This window comes from Mycobacterium vicinigordonae (genome assembly GCF_013466425.1).
Classification (GTDB): Bacteria; Actinomycetota; Actinomycetes; order Mycobacteriales; family Mycobacteriaceae; genus Mycobacterium; species Mycobacterium vicinigordonae.
Genome location: NZ_CP059165.1, coordinates 1928458 through 1945122, shown reverse-complemented (window position 1 = coordinate 1945122; position 16665 = coordinate 1928458). Strand labels below are relative to the sequence as shown.

Genomic DNA, 16665 nt, shown 5'->3' with positions numbered 1-16665 from the left:
GAGGCCCAGCTCACGCTGAAGCGGCGGGCAGGGCGTCGTGAATGGGCTTGTCGGGGTCCATCTTGATGCCCAGCGTGTCGGCGGTCCCGACGATGATGCCCATCATGATCGTCGTCAGCTGGGCGACGAATTGCTCCCGCGTCATGGAGCGCGGACTGTCCGGATCGGGCCCCAGCCACCATTCGGTGGCCGATGCCGCCGAGCCGAATGCAGCAAACGCCGCGAGCTCGAGTGCGTCGCGATTGAGTTCCATGTCCTGCAACTCGTTGTTGAACATTTCGGCGATGGTCAGCGTGATCTCGCGCCCCTCGTTCAGGGTCCTCACAGTCGCCTTGGATTGCGCGCTAGAGCCGCCCTGGATGAACACCCGCATGACGTTGGGGTGCTGGTCAAGCAGCGTGACGAACTCCTCGACGGCACGGCGGATGACCTCGCGCGCGGAGTCGGTGGCCAGGTTGATCGAGGGGAAGATTGCCCCCCAGAGCATGTCCCGCAGGCGTTCCCCGATGGCCAGGAACAGGTCTGACTTGTCGGTGAAGTGCCGGTAGATCTTGGGCTTCGCGGTGCCGGCCTCCTCGGCGATCTCACGGATGCTCAACTCGGGTCCCAGGCGGTCGATTGCCCGGAAGGCCGCCTCGACGATCTCGGCACGCACCTTCTTGCGGTGCTCGCGCCAACGCTCGCTGCGCGCGTCGACCTTGGCCCCAGGCTTGGCGCTGGGGTGGGGTCGGCTAATTCTCACCACGCCAAGCACCATACCGCGTGGCATCGGTTGACCTGGGCAGACTCGGCGTTCCCGCCGCCACCCAGCGGGATTTGACCGGCAATGCCCGTGGCAGCCGCTAGGTCATGCGCAGCTGGATAGGGTGGATCGCATGTGCACACGAGTCATCTGGCCCGATGCGGGCGACGCGGTCCTGGTTGGCAGAAACATGGACTTCCACCGCGACTTGATGACCAACTTGTGGAAGCAGCCACGAGGCGTCAGCCGCGACGACGGTGTCACCGGCAAGCTGCGCTGGACGTCGACATTCGGCAGCGTGATCGCCACCGCGTTCGACATCATCTCCGTGGATGGACTTAACGAAGCCGGGCTAGCTGGGCACGTACTGTGGCTGGCCGAGTCCAGCTACGGCGTGCCCGACGATTCGCGCCCCCAACTCAGCCAAGCGATCTGGCTGCAGTACTTCCTGGACAACTTCGAAACCGTCGCCGAGGCGGTCCAATGGATCGCTGACACCGACGTTCAGGTGGTGCAGATGGATGACCCCACTGGTGGAAACCCGCCCACGATTCACCTCGCACTCGACGACGCTACCGGCGATTCGGCGATCATCGAGTACGTCGAGGGGCGGCCAAAGGTCTACCACAGCAAGAACTACCGCGTGATGACGAATTCACCCACCTTCGATCAGCAGCTCGAGCTGGTGAAGAGCTTCGAGGGTCTCGGCGGCACCGCACCGCTGCCCGGCTCGACATTGGCCAGCGACCGGTTCGCCCGCGCCACCTATTACGTGCACCGGCTGCCCGAGCCGACCGGGCAGGTTCAGGCGATCGCCAGCATGTTCTCGGTGATTCGCAATGCCGCACAACCTTTCCGCATCCCCGACCCCGGCAAGCCCGACGCCTCTCAGACGATCTGGCAGGTGGTCCTGGACCTGACCAACAAGCGGTACGTCTACGAATCCACCACCCGGCCCAACATCGTGTGGGTGGACCTGGCCGACCTTGACTTCTCCGCGGGCAGCCCCCAGCTCAAACTGGACCTGCAGACGGAACTCGCGGTGCAGGGCGGGATCGCCGGCAACGTGGGACACAAGTTCGAGGACAAAGGGCCGATGACGTTCTTGTCCTTGAAGCTGCTGGACGAGCTGGCGGCAGCAGCCCCAAAAGCGACACAGAGCTGAAGGGGCAGCGAGCTCCGACTCGGCGTTGACCACGGTGATCGCGGTGTCCACCGCGGATAGACGGCGGGCCAGGGTCGCTGCCACGTAGGCCCCGGCATACCCGGCGCCGAGGACGACGATGCGGTGCTCCATGTGCCGCTCCTGTCGGTTCCCTTAACTCCCTGTCGTCTACTTGAGCGGGACAGCGTCTCAATTCCTGACAAGAACGAGATGTGATGTGAGTCATGGATGTCGCGATGTCACCCGGTGTCCCCACCACGCCGTAGCCTCGACGCATGGAGCACCGGATCTTCAGCACCGCCGTCGCCGCGGTGTACCCGCACTACCTGGCAAAGTTGGAGCGCAAGGGCCGCACGCAGGCCGAACTCGACGAGGCCATCTGCTGGCTGACCGGCTTCGACGAGGCGACGCTGCGGCGCCATCTCGATGACGAGACCACGTTCTCGGAGTTCTTCGCCGACGCCTCGCTGAACCCGAACGCCTCGCTGATTACCGGCGTCGTGTGCGGGGTGAAGGTGCAGGAGATCGAGGACCCGCTGATGCAGAAGATCCGCTACCTCGACAAGCTCGTAGACGAACTCGCGCGCGGCAAGCCGATGAACAAGGTGCTGCGCGCGGCGTAGTCGGCTGTCGCACGAGGACCCCAGTGGCCCCGATCCGTGCGCTTATGCCACGGTGTCGCCCGTCGAGGAGGTGGCCACCGATCCGCGGCCCGACGTGTACACCGAACAGCTGAACTGACCGACTTACTCCGCCGAGCCCAGCTCCATCTCGATCCGCGGCACGATCCGCAGCTCACCGCGGGCCTCCTGCTCCCGCAGATCCTTCTGCCGGTAGGGGGGCAGGGTGGCCACGTACTCCTTGGCCACGAGCACGGACCCTGGGACCGCGAGGAACTCGGCACAAACTGCGGAGCGCTTTGTGGCCGGTCGTCGCAGGCTGTGTGACAGTCGCCGTGATGCAGTTCGGTATCCGGCCACTGCCCATCGGGCGCAAAATTAGGTTAGACCGTGGGAGATAAAGAAGCAGGCCAGGGAGCATTTTCCCTGGCCTGCGACTTAGCTAGAACAGCCCTAAAGCATGCAGGACACGCAGCCCTCGACCTCGGTACCTTCTAGGGCCATCTGCCGCAACCGGATGTAGTACAGCGTTTTTATGCCCTTGCGCCAGGCATAGATTTGCGCCTTGTTCACGTCGCGCGTGGTGGCGGTGTCCTTGAAGAACAAAGTCAGCGACAACCCCTGGTCTACGTGCTGGGTAGCCGCGGCGTAGGTGTCGATGATCTTCTCGTAACCGATCTCGTAGGCGTCCTGGTAGTACTCCAGGTTCTCGTTGGTCATGTAGGGCGCCGGGTAGTAGACGCGGCCGATCTTGCCTTCCTTGCGAATCTCCACCTTCGACACAATCGGGTGGATCGACGACGTCGAGTGGTTGATGTAGGAGATCGACCCGGTCGGCGGCACCGCCTGCAGGTTCTGGTTGTAGATGCCGTGCTGTTGCACCGACTCCTTGAGTCGCTTCCAGTCGTCCTGGGTCGGGATGCGGATGTCGGCGTCGGCGAAGAGCTGGCGCACCTTGTCGGTGGCCGGCTCCCAGACCTGCTCGGTGTACTTGTCGAAGAACTCCCCCGAGGCGTACTTGGACCGCTCGAATCCCTTGAAGTGTGTACCTCGTTCGATCGCGATGCGGTTCGAAGCGCGCAGCGCGTGGTAGAGCACCGAGTAGAAGTAGATATTGGTGAAGTCGATGCCCTCTTCGGAACCGTAGAAGATGCCCTCCCGCGCCAGGTACCCGTGCAGGTTCATCTGCCCGAGGCCGATCGCATGGGAATCGTTGTTGCCCTGCTCGATTGACGGCACCGATGTGATGTGGGTCTGGTCGCTGACGGCGGTCAGCGCTCGGATGGCCACCTCGATGGTCTGCGCGAAATCCGGCGAGTCCATCGTCTTGGCGATGTTCAGCGACCCCAGGTTGCACGAAATGTCTTTGCCCACTTTGGCGTACGACAAGTCGTCATTGAACAGCGACGGCGTCGAGACCTGCAGGATCTCCGAGCACAGGTTGGAGTGGGTGATCTTGCCCTCGATGGGATTGGCCCGGTTCACCGTGTCCTCGAACATGATGTAGGGGTAACCGGACTCGAACTGCAGCTCGGCCAGGGTCTGGAAGAACTCACGCGCCTTGATCTTGGTCTTTCGGATGCGTGCGTCATCGACCATCTCGTAATACTTTTCGGTGACCGAGATGTCGGCGAAGGCCATGCCGTAGACACGTTCGACGTCGTAAGGCGAGAACAGGTACATGTCCTCGTTCTTCTTGGCGAGCTCGAAGGTGATGTCGGGGATCACCACGCCCAGGCTGAGCGTCTTGATGCGGATCTTCTCATCGGCGTTCTCCCGCTTGGTGTCCAGGAAGCGGTAGATGTCGGGGTGATGCGCGTTGAGGTAAACCGCGCCAGCGCCCTGACGCGCACCCAGCTGATTGGCATAGGAAAACGAGTCCTCGAGCAGCTTCATGATCGGGATGACGCCCGAGGATTGGTTCTCGATGTTCTTGATCGGTGCGCCGTGCTCACGAATATTGGTCAGCAGCAAGGCAACTCCCCCGCCGCGCTTGGAAAGCTGCAGGGCAGAGTTGATGGAGCGCCCAATGGACTCCATGTTGTCCTCGATGCGAAGCAGGAAGCACGAAACCGGCTCTCCGCGTTGCTTCTTCCCCGAGTTGAGGAAGGTCGGGGTAGCTGGCTGGAACCGGCCGTCGATGATCTCGTCCACTAGCTTCTCGGCCAGCGCATTGTCACCCGCCGCCAGGGTCAGCGCGACCATGACCACGCGGTCCTCGAACCGCTCCAGGTAGCGTTTACCGTCGAAGGTCTTCAGCGTGTAAGAGGTGTAGTACTTGAACGCGCCCAGGAACGTCGGGAAGCGAAACTTCTTGGCGTAGGCTCGATCCAGCAGCGTCTTGACGAAGTTTCGCGAGTACTGGTCGAGAACCTCCCGCTCGTAATAGTTCTTCTGGATGAGGTAGTCGAGCTTCTCGTCCTGATTGTGGAAGAACACGGTGTTCTGGTTGACGTGTTCCAAGAAGTACTGCCGTGCAGCGAGCACGTCTTTCTCAAACTGAATCTTGCCGTCTGCGTCGTACAGATTCAGCATCGCGTTGAGCGCGTGGTAATCCGTTTCGTTCTGCGACGCGATCGTGCCGGCGGTTACAGGCTCTGCAGTGACGGTTGGTGACACGTCTGTTCCTTCCAATATTGAGCCCAAAAGTCAGATAAGCCCGCACGGACGGCGTTCACGTCGTCCTCGGTACCCATCAATTCGAATCGGTACAGGTACGGAACTCCGCACTTGCGGGATACCACGTTGCCCGCGTAGGCGAATTCGGCACCGAAGTTGTTGTTGCCCGCGGCGATGACGCCGCGGATCAGTGAGCGGTTGTGCTCGTTGTTCAAGAAGGCGATGACCTGCTTGGGGACGTAGCCACCGTTGTTGATGTCGGGGGTGGCCTTCCCGCCGCCGTACGTGGGCAGAATCAGCACGTACGGCTCGTCGACCTCGATGCGGCCATGCAGCGGTATCCGCATAGCGGGAACACCCAGCTTCTGCACAAAGCGGTGGGTGTTCTCCGACACGGAGGAGAAGTAGACCAGGTTGTGCCCCCGGTTCTCCATGACGCCGCAGCCCCCTGTTCGTTTTACCGCCGGCTAGGCGCTCAGCGCGGCTTCGGCGAGCGCCTTGATGCGGTCGGGCCGGAAACCGGACCAGTGGGCGTTGTCGGCCACCACGACGGGCGCCTGCAGGTAGCCGAGCGCCATCACGTAGTCGCGCGCTTCTGGGTCCAGGGTGATGTCGACCTTTTCGTAGGCGATGCCCTGCTTGTCCAGCGCCTTGTAGGTGGCGACGCACTGCACGCATGCTGGCTTGCTGTAGACGGTGATGCTCATGGGCGTACCGCTCCTTTGCGGGAGTGAGAGGTTAACAGGACTGGCAACGGCTGGAGTGGTGGTTCTGCGTTATGTTCAGCGCCCCGGAGAGCCCCCAGATTCCCGTTCTGCGGCCACCAAATCGAGAGATGTGGTGAGACCGAGTCCGGGAGGATCATCGCGCTCCGCCTGGTCGACGAAGACCTGGACGAGAGTTGGTGAACCTGGGTTCTGCCGGTCCCCGGAACACTACACCTAGGGGGTGACAACGAGAAGAGATACAAGATGTTCGAAACAACATTCTTGAAATTCGCAGGTCGTAAGCCATTGCCGGGCGTGTCGTCGGCGTGTCGCAGATCACAAATTGACCGCGACGGTACAGAGGGGCTACGCATGCCAATGGATATACCAGCGGGTACCGACAACTCGCGGTCCCGCCGCGCGCGACGCCACCCGCCAGCAAAGCCGCCGACGAACTCGTCGGCGGCCTTGACAGGACCGAGTCAGCCGACCTCGGCAACGAGCTTGCCGAGCACGTCGCGCACGCTGGCCGACAGCTCTTCGTGCTCGGCGGGAGCCTTCCCGTCCAGGGTCTTGAACGGCACCGAAAGCTTGATCGACTCGACCACCCGTGCCCCGGCGATACCGAACGACTTGCGGGTCTCGTCGTGCGCCCACACGCCACCGTATTGACCGAGCGAACCCCCGATCACCGCCAGCGGCTTGCCCTTCAACGCACCGTTGCCGAACGGCCGGGACAGCCAGTCGATGGCATTCTTGAGCACCGCGGGAATGGTGCCGTTGTACTCCGGCGTGACCACTAACGCGGCGTCGGCCTCGCGCGCCGCGGCCCGCAGCGCGGCAACCGCCGGCGGCTCGTCGTTCTGCGCGCCCACCGCCGGGTCGATGTCCTCGTTGTAGAACGGCAACTCGGCGAGCGAGTCGAACACGGTGACGGCGACGCCCTCGGGGGCGATCTGGCCGGCGAGTTCGGCAATCTGGCGGTTGACCGACGCCGTACGCAGGCTGCCCACCAGGGCCAGGATCTTGGACTCTGTCACTTCTGTCGTCCCCTTCACTAGTTGGTCTACATCCTTGCACGGCTTAACCGGACTATAGTCCACTTTATTCCGATCGAGCTAAAGTACGGGTGTGACCGGGATCGAGCTGACGGTATCGGCTCCACAACAGCCGCAACACGAACGCAGCGATGCCGCGCGCAACCGCGCGCTACTGCTGGCCGCGGCCCGCGAGCTGGTACGGCAGCGCGGCGCGGACGCCGTCACCATGGACGACGTCGCCGTGGCCGCCGGTGTCGGCAAGGGCACTGTGTTCCGGCGTTTCGGCAGCCGGGCCGGGCTGATGACGGTGCTGCTCGACGAGGACGAGAAGGCCAGCCAGCAGGCATTCCTGTTCGGTCCGCCGCCCCTGGGTCCCGACGCACCGCCGCTCGAGCGACTGGTCGCGTTCGGCCGGGAACGGATCTGCTTCGTCCACACCCACCACGAATTGCTGTCCGCGGCCAACCGCGACCCGCAGACTCGACGGGTCGGTGCGGCCGCCGTTCAGCGCCGCCACGTTCAGGTGTTACTGCAGGCCGCACACACCACCGGCGATCTGGCCGTGCAGACCGACGCCCTGCTGGCCCTGCTCGATGCCGACTACGTCGAGTATCAACTCAGCGAGGGCGGCCATACCGAGGATTCCCTGGGCCAAGCGTGGGCGAGCCTGGCCCGCAAGCTATGCGGCAGGTGATCGAGCCCAATGCCGTCCTGGGTCCTGCACGTAGACCTCGACCAATTTCTGGCTTCGGTGGAGCTACGCCGCCGTCCCGAGCTCGTCGGCCTGCCGGTGATTGTCGGCGGTAGCGGCGATCCGAACGAAGCACGCAAGGTCGTCACCTGCGCCTCGTATGAAGCCCGTAGGTTCGGCGTGCACGCTGGCATGCCGTTGCGCACCGCCGCCCGCCGCTGCCCGGACGCCACCTTCCTGCCCTCCGATTCAGCGGCATATGACGCGGCATCCGAACAGGTCATGACCCTGCTGCGGGACCTCGGCCACCCAGTCGAGGTATGGGGCTGGGACGAGGCATATGTCGGCGTGAGCCCACCCGCCGATCCCGTTGCGGTCGCCGAACAAATCCGCAGCGTCGTGGCCACCCAGACTGCCCTGTCCTGCTCGGTCGGCATCAGCGACAACAAGCAGCGCGCCAAGATCGCCACGGGATTCGCCAAGCCCGCTGGGATTTTCACCCTCACCGACGCCAACTGGATGACGATGATGGCCGACCGCCCCGTCGACGCATTGTGGGGCGTCGGCCCCAAAACCACCAAAAAGCTTGCTTCGCTGGGTATCTCGACGGTTCGAGAACTCGCCCATAGCGACGGCGAACTGCTCACGTCAACATTCGGTCCGCGCACGGGTCTATGGCTACTGCTATTGGCCAAAGGAGGCGGCGATACCGAGGTCAGCGCGCAACCATGGGTGCCGCGCTCGCGCAGCCACGTCGTCACCTTCCCGCGTGACCTGACCGAACGATCCGAAATGGATACGGCTGTAACAGAATTGGCTCGAAAAGCACTCGACGAGGTACGCGCCGACGGCCGCATCGCGACGCGCGTCGCGGTCACCGTGCGCACCGCTACGTTCTATACTCGCACCAAGATCCGCAAGCTCGATGCACCGACAACCGACGCCGACGCAATCGTCGCCACAGCGCTGCAGGTCCTGGACCTGTTCGAACTGGACCGTCCGGTCCGACTGCTCGGGGTCCGTCTCGAACTGCTAATGCCCGGTTAGACCCCCCGTGTGGGTGGACCAGGCCGCAGCGCCCGCGTGAAGACCGCGTTCACCTGGCGCATCGCCACGCTGTAGGGCCACCACGCCAACCGCTTGAACGCGTACAGCGCACGGATATCCGGTGACGTGTAGACCAGGTAGCGGTTCTTGGCGACACCGTCCAGGATCTTCTCGGCCGCCCGTTCCGGCGAGACGGCGTGCCCGCTGAAGCGGTCCACCCAGCGGGCGACCTGCGGGTCCTCGCGATCCACGCCGGCAATCTCCACTGTGTTGACCAGCGGCGTCTTCACGGCGCCGGGAACCACGACGTTTACCCCGATGCCGTGCTTGGCCAGGTCGAAACGGAGCACCTCGGACAGCCCGCGCAACCCGTACTTGCTGGCGCTGTAGGCCGCATGCCACGGCAGCGCCACGATCCCAGCCGCCGAGGACACGTTGACCACCCGCCCGCCCCGGCCGGCGGCCACCATCTGCGGCACGAACGACTCGATCACGTGGATCGGGCCCATCAGGTTGATCGCAACCATCTTGCTCCACTGGTCGTGCGAGAGCCGATCGACGGTCCCCCACGCCGATACTCCGGCGATGTTGAGCACCACGTCCATGCTCGCGTGGCTGGTGTGGATGTCGGCGGCGAACGCCGCCACCTTGTCGTAGTCCGAAATATCCAGCGCCCGGTAGGCGGGCACCTGCGCGCCCAGCGCGCGGGCGTCGGCCACCGTCTGCTCCAACCCCGCCGCGTCGCGATCGGTCAGATACAGCTCTGCCCCTCGCGCCGCCAGCCGCAGTGCCGTTGCCCGGCCGATACCGCTGGCCGCACCGGTCACAAAACACCGTTTACCCGCGAAATATTGTTCGGAGCTCCTTTGCGCCATGGTCGAGACGATACCGGCGGTTACGCCAAGATCCGCGCAGGGCTGGGCTAGCGGCTCCGACCGCCCCATAACGCGTTGAGCCACAACTGTTCCAGCACTCGCACCCGACTCGACAGTTCACTGTCGCGTCCGACCAGCAACGGGTCACCGGTCAGCATCAGCGCGGTGGTGCCGGTCAGCGTTCGGATAAGGGTCGGCAGGTCGTCACTGATCGGTTGTGCGGTGCCGGCCTTGACTTCGGCGTCGACGACATTGACGATCTGGCCGAGCACCACCTGCAATTGCCGCTCAAGAATCTCGCGGATCTCTAGGTCGTTCTGCCGAGCGTCGTTGCAGGCCTGGACCACCGGGTCGTTCCGCGCGTACACCGCGGCGGCGCTGCCGACCATTCGCTTGGCGAACTGCTCCGGCGACTCCCCCGGCTGGCGAGGTGCGAAATAGTGCGTGAGTTCTTCGAGTTCCTCGGCCGCCTCGGCGAGGATCTGGGCGAGCACCGAATACTTGGAGTCGAAATAGAAGTAGAAACCGGACCTAGCCACCCCGGCTCGAACGCTGATGGTGCTGACGGAGAGTTCGGAGAAGGGCCGCTCCTGCAACAGGTCTCGCACCGCCTGCATGATCGCCTGTCGGTGCTTGTCGCCGCGCCGGCGTGGTCCCGGTGCGTCCTGTTCGTCGTCAGCGGCCTGGCTGCTCACTTCTCGATCACCTCCTGACTTTGCATCACACGCTTCCAAAAGCAAACTTGACAGGCGTCAAGTTTGCCCGTGATATTAGGAGAAGGTGACCGCCGCCACGGCCGGTAAGGAGTGTCATGACAGCAAGCAACGCGACAATCAGCACCCCCGAATACGTCCTGGATCAGGCTCGGCGCCGTCTGACCCCGTCGGTCAACAACATTCCCGGCATGGGTCTACTGGAGCGCCGGTTGCGCGATACCCAGTTCCCCGAGCGCAAGCTCGCAGAGCCTCCGCCCGGCAGCGGGCTCAAACCCGTCGTCGGCGATAGGGGGCTGCCGATCCTTGGGCACATGATCGAAATGCTGCGCGGCGGACCGGAATATTTGGCGTTTCTGTACGAGACGAAAGGTCCCCTGGTCTTCGGGGACTCGCCGGTGCTGCCGTTCGTCGCTGCGCTCGGTCCAGACGCCGCACAGGTGATCTATTCGAACCGCAACAAGGACTACTCGCAGCAGGGTTGGACACCGGTGATCGGCGCGTTTTTCCACCGCGGATTGATGCTGCTGGACTTTGAAGAACACCTGTTTCATCGCCGCATCATGCAGGAGGCCTTCGTCCGGTCCCGGCTCGTAAACTACGTCGAACAAATGGACACAGTCGTGTCGCAGGTGATTGCCAACGACTGGGTCGTCAACGACTCACGCTTCCTGCTGTATCCGGCGATGAAGGAACTCACCCTGGACATTGCCTCCATGGTGTTCATGGGGCACGAGCCAGGTACCGACCGCGAGCTGGTGACGAAGGTGAACAACGCCTTCACCATGACGGTCCGCGCCGGTAACGCGGTGATCCGCACCGGCATCCCGCCGTTCACCTGGTGGCGCGGCCTTCGGGCCCGCAAACTACTCGAGGACTACTTCGCCCAGCGCGTCAAAGAGCAGCGCGGAAAGCAAGGCAACGACCTGCTCAGCGTGCTGTGCCAGACCGAGGACGAGGACGGCAATCGGTTCTCCGACGAAGACATCGTCAACCACATGATTTTCTTGATGATGGCCGCGCACGACACCTCCACCACCACCGCGACCAATATGGCCTACCAGCTGGCCGCCAACCCCGAGTGGCAGCAGCGCTGCCGCGACGAGTCCGATCGTCTCGGCGACGGCCCAGTAGACATCGACTCCCTGGAAAAGCTGGAATCGCTGGCCCTGGTGATGAACGAGGCGATTCGTCTGGTCTCGCCGGTCCAGTGGGCGATGCGCCGGACGGTACGCGACACGGAGTTACTCGGACACTACATCCCGGCGGGCACCAACATCACGGCATTTCCCGGGGTGAACCATCGGCTGCCGGAGCTGTGGACCGATCCGCTGAAGTTCGATCCGGACCGGTTCACCGAACCACGTAGCGAACACAAGCGGCACCGCTACGCTTTCACACCCTTCGGGGGCGGTGCGCACAAGTGCATCGGCATGACGTTCGGGCAGCTGGAAATCAAGACGATCATGCATCGGTTGCTGCGCCGTTATCGACTGGAGCTGCCACGACCGGGCTACGAGGCCAAGTGGGACTACCGCACGATCCCCATCCCAATGGACGGCATGCCGATCCTCCTGCGTCCGCTCTAGCTCAGCCGATCAATCGGTTGGCGCACGCGATCACCGCACGCAACGCCGATTGTGTCGGATCGTCAGCCCAGCCCATCGCCCACTCGGCACGGGTGCCGTCGGTACCGTGCACGAAGGTGATGGCGTCGTGCCCTGACCGCATCTGGTGAAAATTCAGAGTCTCCAACATGATTCCGCGCTCATGCAGCATCGCGGTCAGCGCCGCGACGGGTCCGCTGGCCGCGGCAGTCGAGGTGTCGATGCGATCGCCGAATGCGATCACCGCGCGGAAGTTGCGGGCCTGCGGACCCAGCCTGGTTCCCGGGCGCGCCGTGTCGGTGCACTCCCAGTGCCCCAAACGCAGCGGTCCGGCGGTTCGGCCGAGAACCGCAGCGAAGTTCTCCCAAGGCATTGCGGAACCCCGCTCACGCAGGCCGCGGGGTAGTGCGACGCCGAAGTGGCGTTCGAACCAGCCGTCCGCGGTATCGGTGGGACGCTCGGAATCGTGGGAGAGGAGAGTCATGGTGCCGGTCTTCTCTTGCTCGAAGGAGCGACCGACGGTAGTAGCTTGCGACCCACAGCGGGGGGTCGGTCTGGATCAGACCCCGCTGCGGGTGCTGGCTACTACCGCATGCTGACGACGACGCACGAGGGCTGACGGTAGACCTCCAATCCGGTCGCGCGCAAGTTGTTTTGCCGATCTCAGCCACCGGATCGACGTCCTCTTGCGCCCCCACGGAGTTTGTCGAGACTGACGAAAACGCCTCGCGACCTGCGCGCACAGCGATAACATCGCAGCCTATTCGCTAATCAACCACGTTGTGCGCGGGCAAGGAAAGGCCAGGCAAATGAGGGCGAAGAGGAAAGTGTTCACCGCAATCGCCGCCGCGATTTTCGCGACCTATGCACTGTGCGCGACCGGCTGCGGGAAAACATTGGGCGGCGACGCCATTACGCCCGAAGTGACCGCAATCCCGGCCGGACGATAGTCGGGCCACAGTCCCACGTGCTGCGTGGGCTCAGCAGGTGAGCAGCATGCACCCCGCGACGGGACCACCGCCCACCGAGACCACGCCGACTTCGGGACGCTGGGCAACCTGACGTTCCCCGGCTTCTCCGCGCAGCTGCAGACACCCCTCGTGCAGCGCCCAGTAGCCGTGCATGCGTCCGGCCGAGAGCTGCCCACCGTAGGTGTTGAGCGGCAACTGGCCGTCGCGCGCGATCCGGGTGCCTCCCTGCACGAACGGGCCCGCCTCTCCGTCGCCACACACCCCGAGCGCTTCCAGCCAGGCCAGGGTGAGGAATGTGAAACCGTCGTAGAGCTGAGCGAGCTGAATGTCGGCGGGGGTCAGTTCGGTGCGCGACCACATCTGCGCGGTCGCATCGGACATGGCCATCTTCGGGTAGTCGGCGCGATGGAACCATCCCCCCGCGCCGTCGGAACCGCCGATCGCTTCCACCCGCACCGCGCGGTGCGGGCAGTCGTCGGCGTAGTCCGCGTGCGACACCACCACCGCGATCGAACCGTCAATCGGCACATCGCAATCCAGCAGCCCGAACGGTGTCGAAACCAGCCGTGCGCCCAGGTAGTCGTCCATGGTCATCGGATCGCGGTAGACGGCAAGCGGGTTGAGCGCCGCGTTTCGCCGGCCGTTGAGAGCGATCCAGCCCAACTGCTCCTTGGTTGTCCCGTACAGCTCCATATGCCGGCGGCAGTTCAGCGCCAGCCAGTTGGCAGCCGAATAGGCTTGGGCTGCAACAAGATCGTTGATGTCATCCATCGCCCCGACGGCGGGCCGATCGGCGCCTTCGGCGGTCTCGAACATGCGCGCCAGCGGGGGCGCGGGGGCGTTCTTTTCCTGCTTGACCGGGACCGTGCCGCCCAGCATCTGGATGGTCCGGTAGATCACCACGTGCCGGGCGCGCTTCTCCGCAACCGCGCGGCACGCCGACATCACCGGACTCAACAGGCCGCCGGTGCCGAATCCGCTGCCGCAATCCCCGGCCTCGATACCTAGTTCGGCGTTGACTTCTGCAGCCGGGGTGTCGCCCAGGGTGGCGATGCCGTCGATATCGGTGGCCGCCAGGCCGGCGTCTTCGATGGCAGCCCGCACCGCCTCCATGGTGAGGTCCCGGCCGGGGATACCGGTGCGACGGCCGATCCGTGATATGCCGATTCCGGACAGAATCGCGTCTTTCTCGAAGTACTCCATCTGCACCGTCCGTAGCATCTACGCGCCGCACACGACCTATTAATGGGGGATCCAGTAGAGCGTACTGTATTGGTCGTGACAACCGAGTCGACCACCTCCCCACTGCTCGTCGAGCATTGCGACGACTGCGCACGCTGGGTGCATCCCGCGACCGGGACCTGCCGCGACTGCGGCGCCACGCTGAGCGCCAAGCCGGTGTCCGGCGCCGGGACGGTGTTCACCTACACCGTGAACCACCACCCCTATAACCCGGAGATCCCCACTCCGTACGTCATTGCTCTTGTCGAACTCAGCGAACAGAGCGGACTGAGGGTCGCCGCCAATATCGTTGGCTGCGAACCGGATTCGGTGACGTGTGGAATGCCCGTCGAAATTCGTCCCGATAAGGGGCCCGGCGGCGCGCCGCTGTTCACACCCGCCGGTACTAGTTGATCAGCGGGTCGCGCGGCATGCCGAGGATCCGCTCTGCGATCTGATTGCGGGTCACCTCCGAGGTGCCGCCGGCGATCGCCATTCCGCGCGCTCCCATGATCAACCGGCCGGACAGCGCTCCGGGCCCGTCCAGCAGCGCGACCTCGGGCCCCTGCAGCGCCGCCATGATCGCCGCACCCTCGACCATGTGCTCGGCCAGCTTGAGCTTGGTGACGTTGCCCTCCGGCCCCGGACCCGCGCCCTCGACGCTGCGCGCCGCGCGACGCAGGTTCAGCAGGCGCAGTGCATTCTCGTTGGCTAGGTAGGCGCCCACTCGAACGTCCGCGCCCGTCAACCGCTCTGCGTGCTGCTGCGCCAGCTGCACCAACTGGTCTGCCAAACCCGCGTAGAACGACCCGCTACCACCGATACTCACCCGCTCGTTGCCCAGCGTCGCGCGCGCGACGGTCCACCCCGAGTTGGGCGCCCCGACCACGTCCTCGTCAGGCACGAACAGGTCGTTGAAGAACACCTCATTAAAGTCCGAGCCACCGGTGATCTGGCGCAGCGGTCGCACCTCAACCTCCGGCGCCTTCATGTCGACGATCACCGTGGTGATCCCCGCGTGCTTGGGCGCGTCCGGGTCGGTGCGCACCGTCGCCAGGCCGCGCGCGCAGTAGTGCGCCCCGCTGGTCCACACCTTCTGCCCGTTGATCTTCCAGCCACCGTCGACGCGAGTGGCTCGGGTCTTGATTGACGCCGCGTCCGAGCCGGCGTCCGGCTCGGAGAACAGCTGGCACCAGATCTCGTCCTTGCGCAGCGCCTTCTCGACGAATCTCTCGATCTGCCAGGGGGTTCCGTGCTGGATCAAGGTCAGGATCACCCACCCGGTGATGCCGTAGTCCGGGCGCTTGATGCCGGCCGCACGGAACTCTTCGTCGATCACCAACTGTGCGACCGCATCGGCGGCCCGTCCCCACGGTTTGGGCCAGTGCGGCATTACGTAGCCCGTCTCGATCAACCTGTCGATTTGCGCGCCGTCCGCCAACGCGGCTATCTCGGTCGCGTCGGCGCGAATCACGGTGCGCAGCTCTTCTGCCTCGGGCGGGAGGTCCAGGCTGTTGTCCCGGGTGGCGCCGGACGCGGTGCGCTCGAACACATCCCGCGCCGGCCCGTCGCCACCGAACAACGCCGTCGTCACCAACGCCCGACGCAGGTGCAGATGCGCGTCGTGCTCCCAGGTGAAGCCGATGCCGCCGTGCACCTGAATGTTGAGTTCGGCGTTGCGCGCATATGCGGGGAACGTCAGGGCGGCGGCCACCGCGGCGGCCAACCGGAACTGCTCCTCGTCTTCGGATGCTGCGCGGGACGCGTCCCACACCGCGGCCAGCGCCGACTCGCTGGCCACCAGCATGTTCGCGCAATGATGCTTCACCGCTTGGAAAGTCGCGATGGTCCGTCCGAATTGCTGACGGACCTTAGCGTATTCGACGGCAGCCTCGACACAGTCGGCCGCACCGCCGACGGCTTCGGCGGCCAGCAACGTCCGCGCCCGGGCCAACGCGGATTCCCGTGCGCCGGGCAGGATGTCGTCGGCGGAGACATTCACGTTCTGCAGCCGCACCCGACCGGAGCGCCGGGTCGGATCGAGATTCTCCGGCGTGTCCACCAAAACTCCGGCACGGCCGCGTTCCAGCAGCAGCACGTCGTTGCCGGCAGCGATGACCAACAGATCGGCCAAGCCTGCGCCCAGCACGACCCCGGCGTCGCCGTTGGCCACGCCGTTGTCGATGAGCACGTGGCCGCCCAAACCGATTCCGGCCGTGGATGTCCCGTCGATCAGCCCCGGCAGCAGCGCCTTCTGCTCGGCGGTGCCCTCGCGCGCGATCACCGCCGACGCGATCACGGTGGGTACGAACGGCCCGGGCGCTACCGCGCGGCCGAGTTCCTCGACCACTACCACCAATTCGGGCAGTCCGAAGCCAGATCCGCCGTGCTCCTCGTCGATGTGCAGCCCAAGCCAGCCCAATTCGACGATGCCCGACCAGAACGACGGCCGCGCCTCTTCGGGTGCGTCGAGCAGTGAGCGCGCCGCTGCTCGCGCCTTCTGGGAGGTCAGGAAGGCGCGAGCTACCTCGGCGAGTTCGCGATGGTCGTCGGTCAGTGCGATACCCATGCGGGCCCTCCTCGCGGCACTACAGGACCCGCGTCGTTGCGCAATCCTGGAATTGGTTAATGAGACTACCCAGTGCCC

Annotated in this window: 17 protein-coding genes; 6 read left to right on the top strand and 11 right to left on the bottom strand. The window is 64.5% G+C overall.

The genetic code is table 11. The features are described from left to right. Positions 1-10: 10 nt before the first annotated feature. A complete protein-coding gene (locus tag H0P51_RS08830; protein ID WP_180917561.1) occupies positions 11-745 on the bottom strand; it encodes a TetR/AcrR family transcriptional regulator in 735 nt (244 codons plus the stop codon). A gap of 130 nt (positions 746-875) precedes the next feature. Here H0P51_RS08830 and H0P51_RS08825 point away from each other — a divergent pair, with 130 nt between their 5' ends. Both H0P51_RS08825 and H0P51_RS08820 read left to right on the top strand, forming a co-directional pair. Further along, the gene (locus tag H0P51_RS08825) at positions 876-1907 is read left to right on the top strand and encodes a linear amide C-N hydrolase (RefSeq protein ID WP_180917560.1); all 1032 of its coding nucleotides are present in this window, start codon (positions 876-878) and stop codon (positions 1905-1907) included. Positions 1908-2182: 275 nt separating this feature from the next. After that, a complete protein-coding gene (locus H0P51_RS08820; protein ID WP_180917559.1) occupies positions 2183-2530 on the top strand; it encodes a DUF2200 domain-containing protein in 348 nt (115 codons plus the stop codon). A gap of 123 nt (positions 2531-2653) precedes the next feature. On the opposite strand, the gene H0P51_RS28870 is transcribed toward H0P51_RS08820, so the two are convergent. From H0P51_RS28870 to H0P51_RS08800, 5 genes are all read right to left on the bottom strand, one after another. Continuing rightward, entirely contained in the window at positions 2654-2776 is a 123-nt protein-coding gene (locus H0P51_RS28870) for a hypothetical protein (RefSeq protein ID WP_281373900.1), read from the bottom strand. Between the two features lie 204 nt (positions 2777-2980). Further along, positions 2981-5062, bottom strand: coding sequence for a class 1b ribonucleoside-diphosphate reductase subunit alpha (gene nrdE, locus H0P51_RS08815; RefSeq protein ID WP_425489032.1), 2082 nt, complete (start codon positions 5060-5062; stop codon positions 2981-2983). Between the two features lie 53 nt (positions 5063-5115). Continuing rightward, complete coding sequence (gene nrdI, locus H0P51_RS08810) at positions 5116-5580, bottom strand: class Ib ribonucleoside-diphosphate reductase assembly flavoprotein NrdI (RefSeq protein ID WP_180917557.1); 465 nt, start codon at positions 5578-5580, stop codon at positions 5116-5118. A gap of 33 nt (positions 5581-5613) precedes the next feature. Then, entirely contained in the window at positions 5614-5853 is a 240-nt protein-coding gene (locus H0P51_RS08805) for a redoxin NrdH (RefSeq protein ID WP_180917556.1), read from the bottom strand. Positions 5854-6335: 482 nt separating this feature from the next. Beyond that, positions 6336-6893 (bottom strand): NAD(P)H-dependent oxidoreductase, encoded by a 558-nt coding sequence (locus tag H0P51_RS08800; RefSeq protein WP_180917555.1) that lies wholly within the window; start codon positions 6891-6893, stop codon positions 6336-6338. A gap of 91 nt (positions 6894-6984) precedes the next feature. Here H0P51_RS08800 and H0P51_RS08795 point away from each other — a divergent pair, with 91 nt between their 5' ends. Next, positions 6985-7587, top strand: a complete 603-nt coding sequence (locus tag H0P51_RS08795) for a TetR/AcrR family transcriptional regulator (protein ID WP_180917554.1) — start codon at positions 6985-6987, stop codon at positions 7585-7587. A 9-nt stretch (positions 7588-7596) separates the two neighbouring features. Then, positions 7597-8631, top strand: a complete 1035-nt coding sequence (locus H0P51_RS08790; protein ID WP_180917553.1) for a DNA polymerase IV — start codon at positions 7597-7599, stop codon at positions 8629-8631. Here the strand turns inward: H0P51_RS08790 and H0P51_RS08785 are convergent. Beyond that, positions 8628-9506 (bottom strand): SDR family oxidoreductase, encoded by an 879-nt coding sequence (locus tag H0P51_RS08785; RefSeq protein WP_180917552.1) that lies wholly within the window; start codon positions 9504-9506, stop codon positions 8628-8630. The two genes, H0P51_RS08790 and H0P51_RS08785, sit on opposite strands and share 4 nt — an antisense overlap. Positions 9507-9553: 47 nt before the next feature. Then, a complete protein-coding gene (locus H0P51_RS08780; protein ID WP_180917551.1) occupies positions 9554-10201 on the bottom strand; it encodes a TetR/AcrR family transcriptional regulator in 648 nt (215 codons plus the stop codon). A 116-nt stretch (positions 10202-10317) separates the two neighbouring features. Here H0P51_RS08780 and H0P51_RS08775 point away from each other — a divergent pair, with 116 nt between their 5' ends. Next, on the top strand, positions 10318-11808 hold the full coding sequence (locus H0P51_RS08775; protein WP_180917550.1) for a cytochrome P450: 1491 nt from the start codon (positions 10318-10320) through the stop codon (positions 11806-11808). A 1-nt stretch (position 11809) separates the two neighbouring features. Here the strand turns inward: H0P51_RS08775 and H0P51_RS08770 are convergent, their stop codons facing one another. Both H0P51_RS08770 and H0P51_RS08765 read right to left on the bottom strand, forming a co-directional pair. Then, positions 11810-12310, bottom strand: a complete 501-nt coding sequence (locus H0P51_RS08770; RefSeq protein WP_180917549.1) for a 2-isopropylmalate synthase — start codon at positions 12308-12310, stop codon at positions 11810-11812. Positions 12311-12806: 496 nt separating this feature from the next. Beyond that, on the bottom strand, positions 12807-14000 hold the full coding sequence (locus tag H0P51_RS08765) for a thiolase family protein (RefSeq protein WP_180918839.1): 1194 nt from the start codon (positions 13998-14000) through the stop codon (positions 12807-12809). A 75-nt stretch (positions 14001-14075) separates the two neighbouring features. Between H0P51_RS08765 and H0P51_RS08760 the strand changes: the two genes are divergently transcribed. Then, the gene (locus H0P51_RS08760; protein WP_246398507.1) at positions 14076-14432 is read left to right on the top strand and encodes a Zn-ribbon domain-containing OB-fold protein; all 357 of its coding nucleotides are present in this window, start codon (positions 14076-14078) and stop codon (positions 14430-14432) included. Here the strand turns inward: H0P51_RS08760 and H0P51_RS08755 are convergent. After that, on the bottom strand, positions 14425-16587 hold the full coding sequence (locus H0P51_RS08755) for an acyl-CoA dehydrogenase family protein (RefSeq protein ID WP_180917547.1): 2163 nt from the start codon (positions 16585-16587) through the stop codon (positions 14425-14427). The two genes, H0P51_RS08760 and H0P51_RS08755, sit on opposite strands and share 8 nt — an antisense overlap. Positions 16588-16665 lie beyond the last annotated feature (78 nt).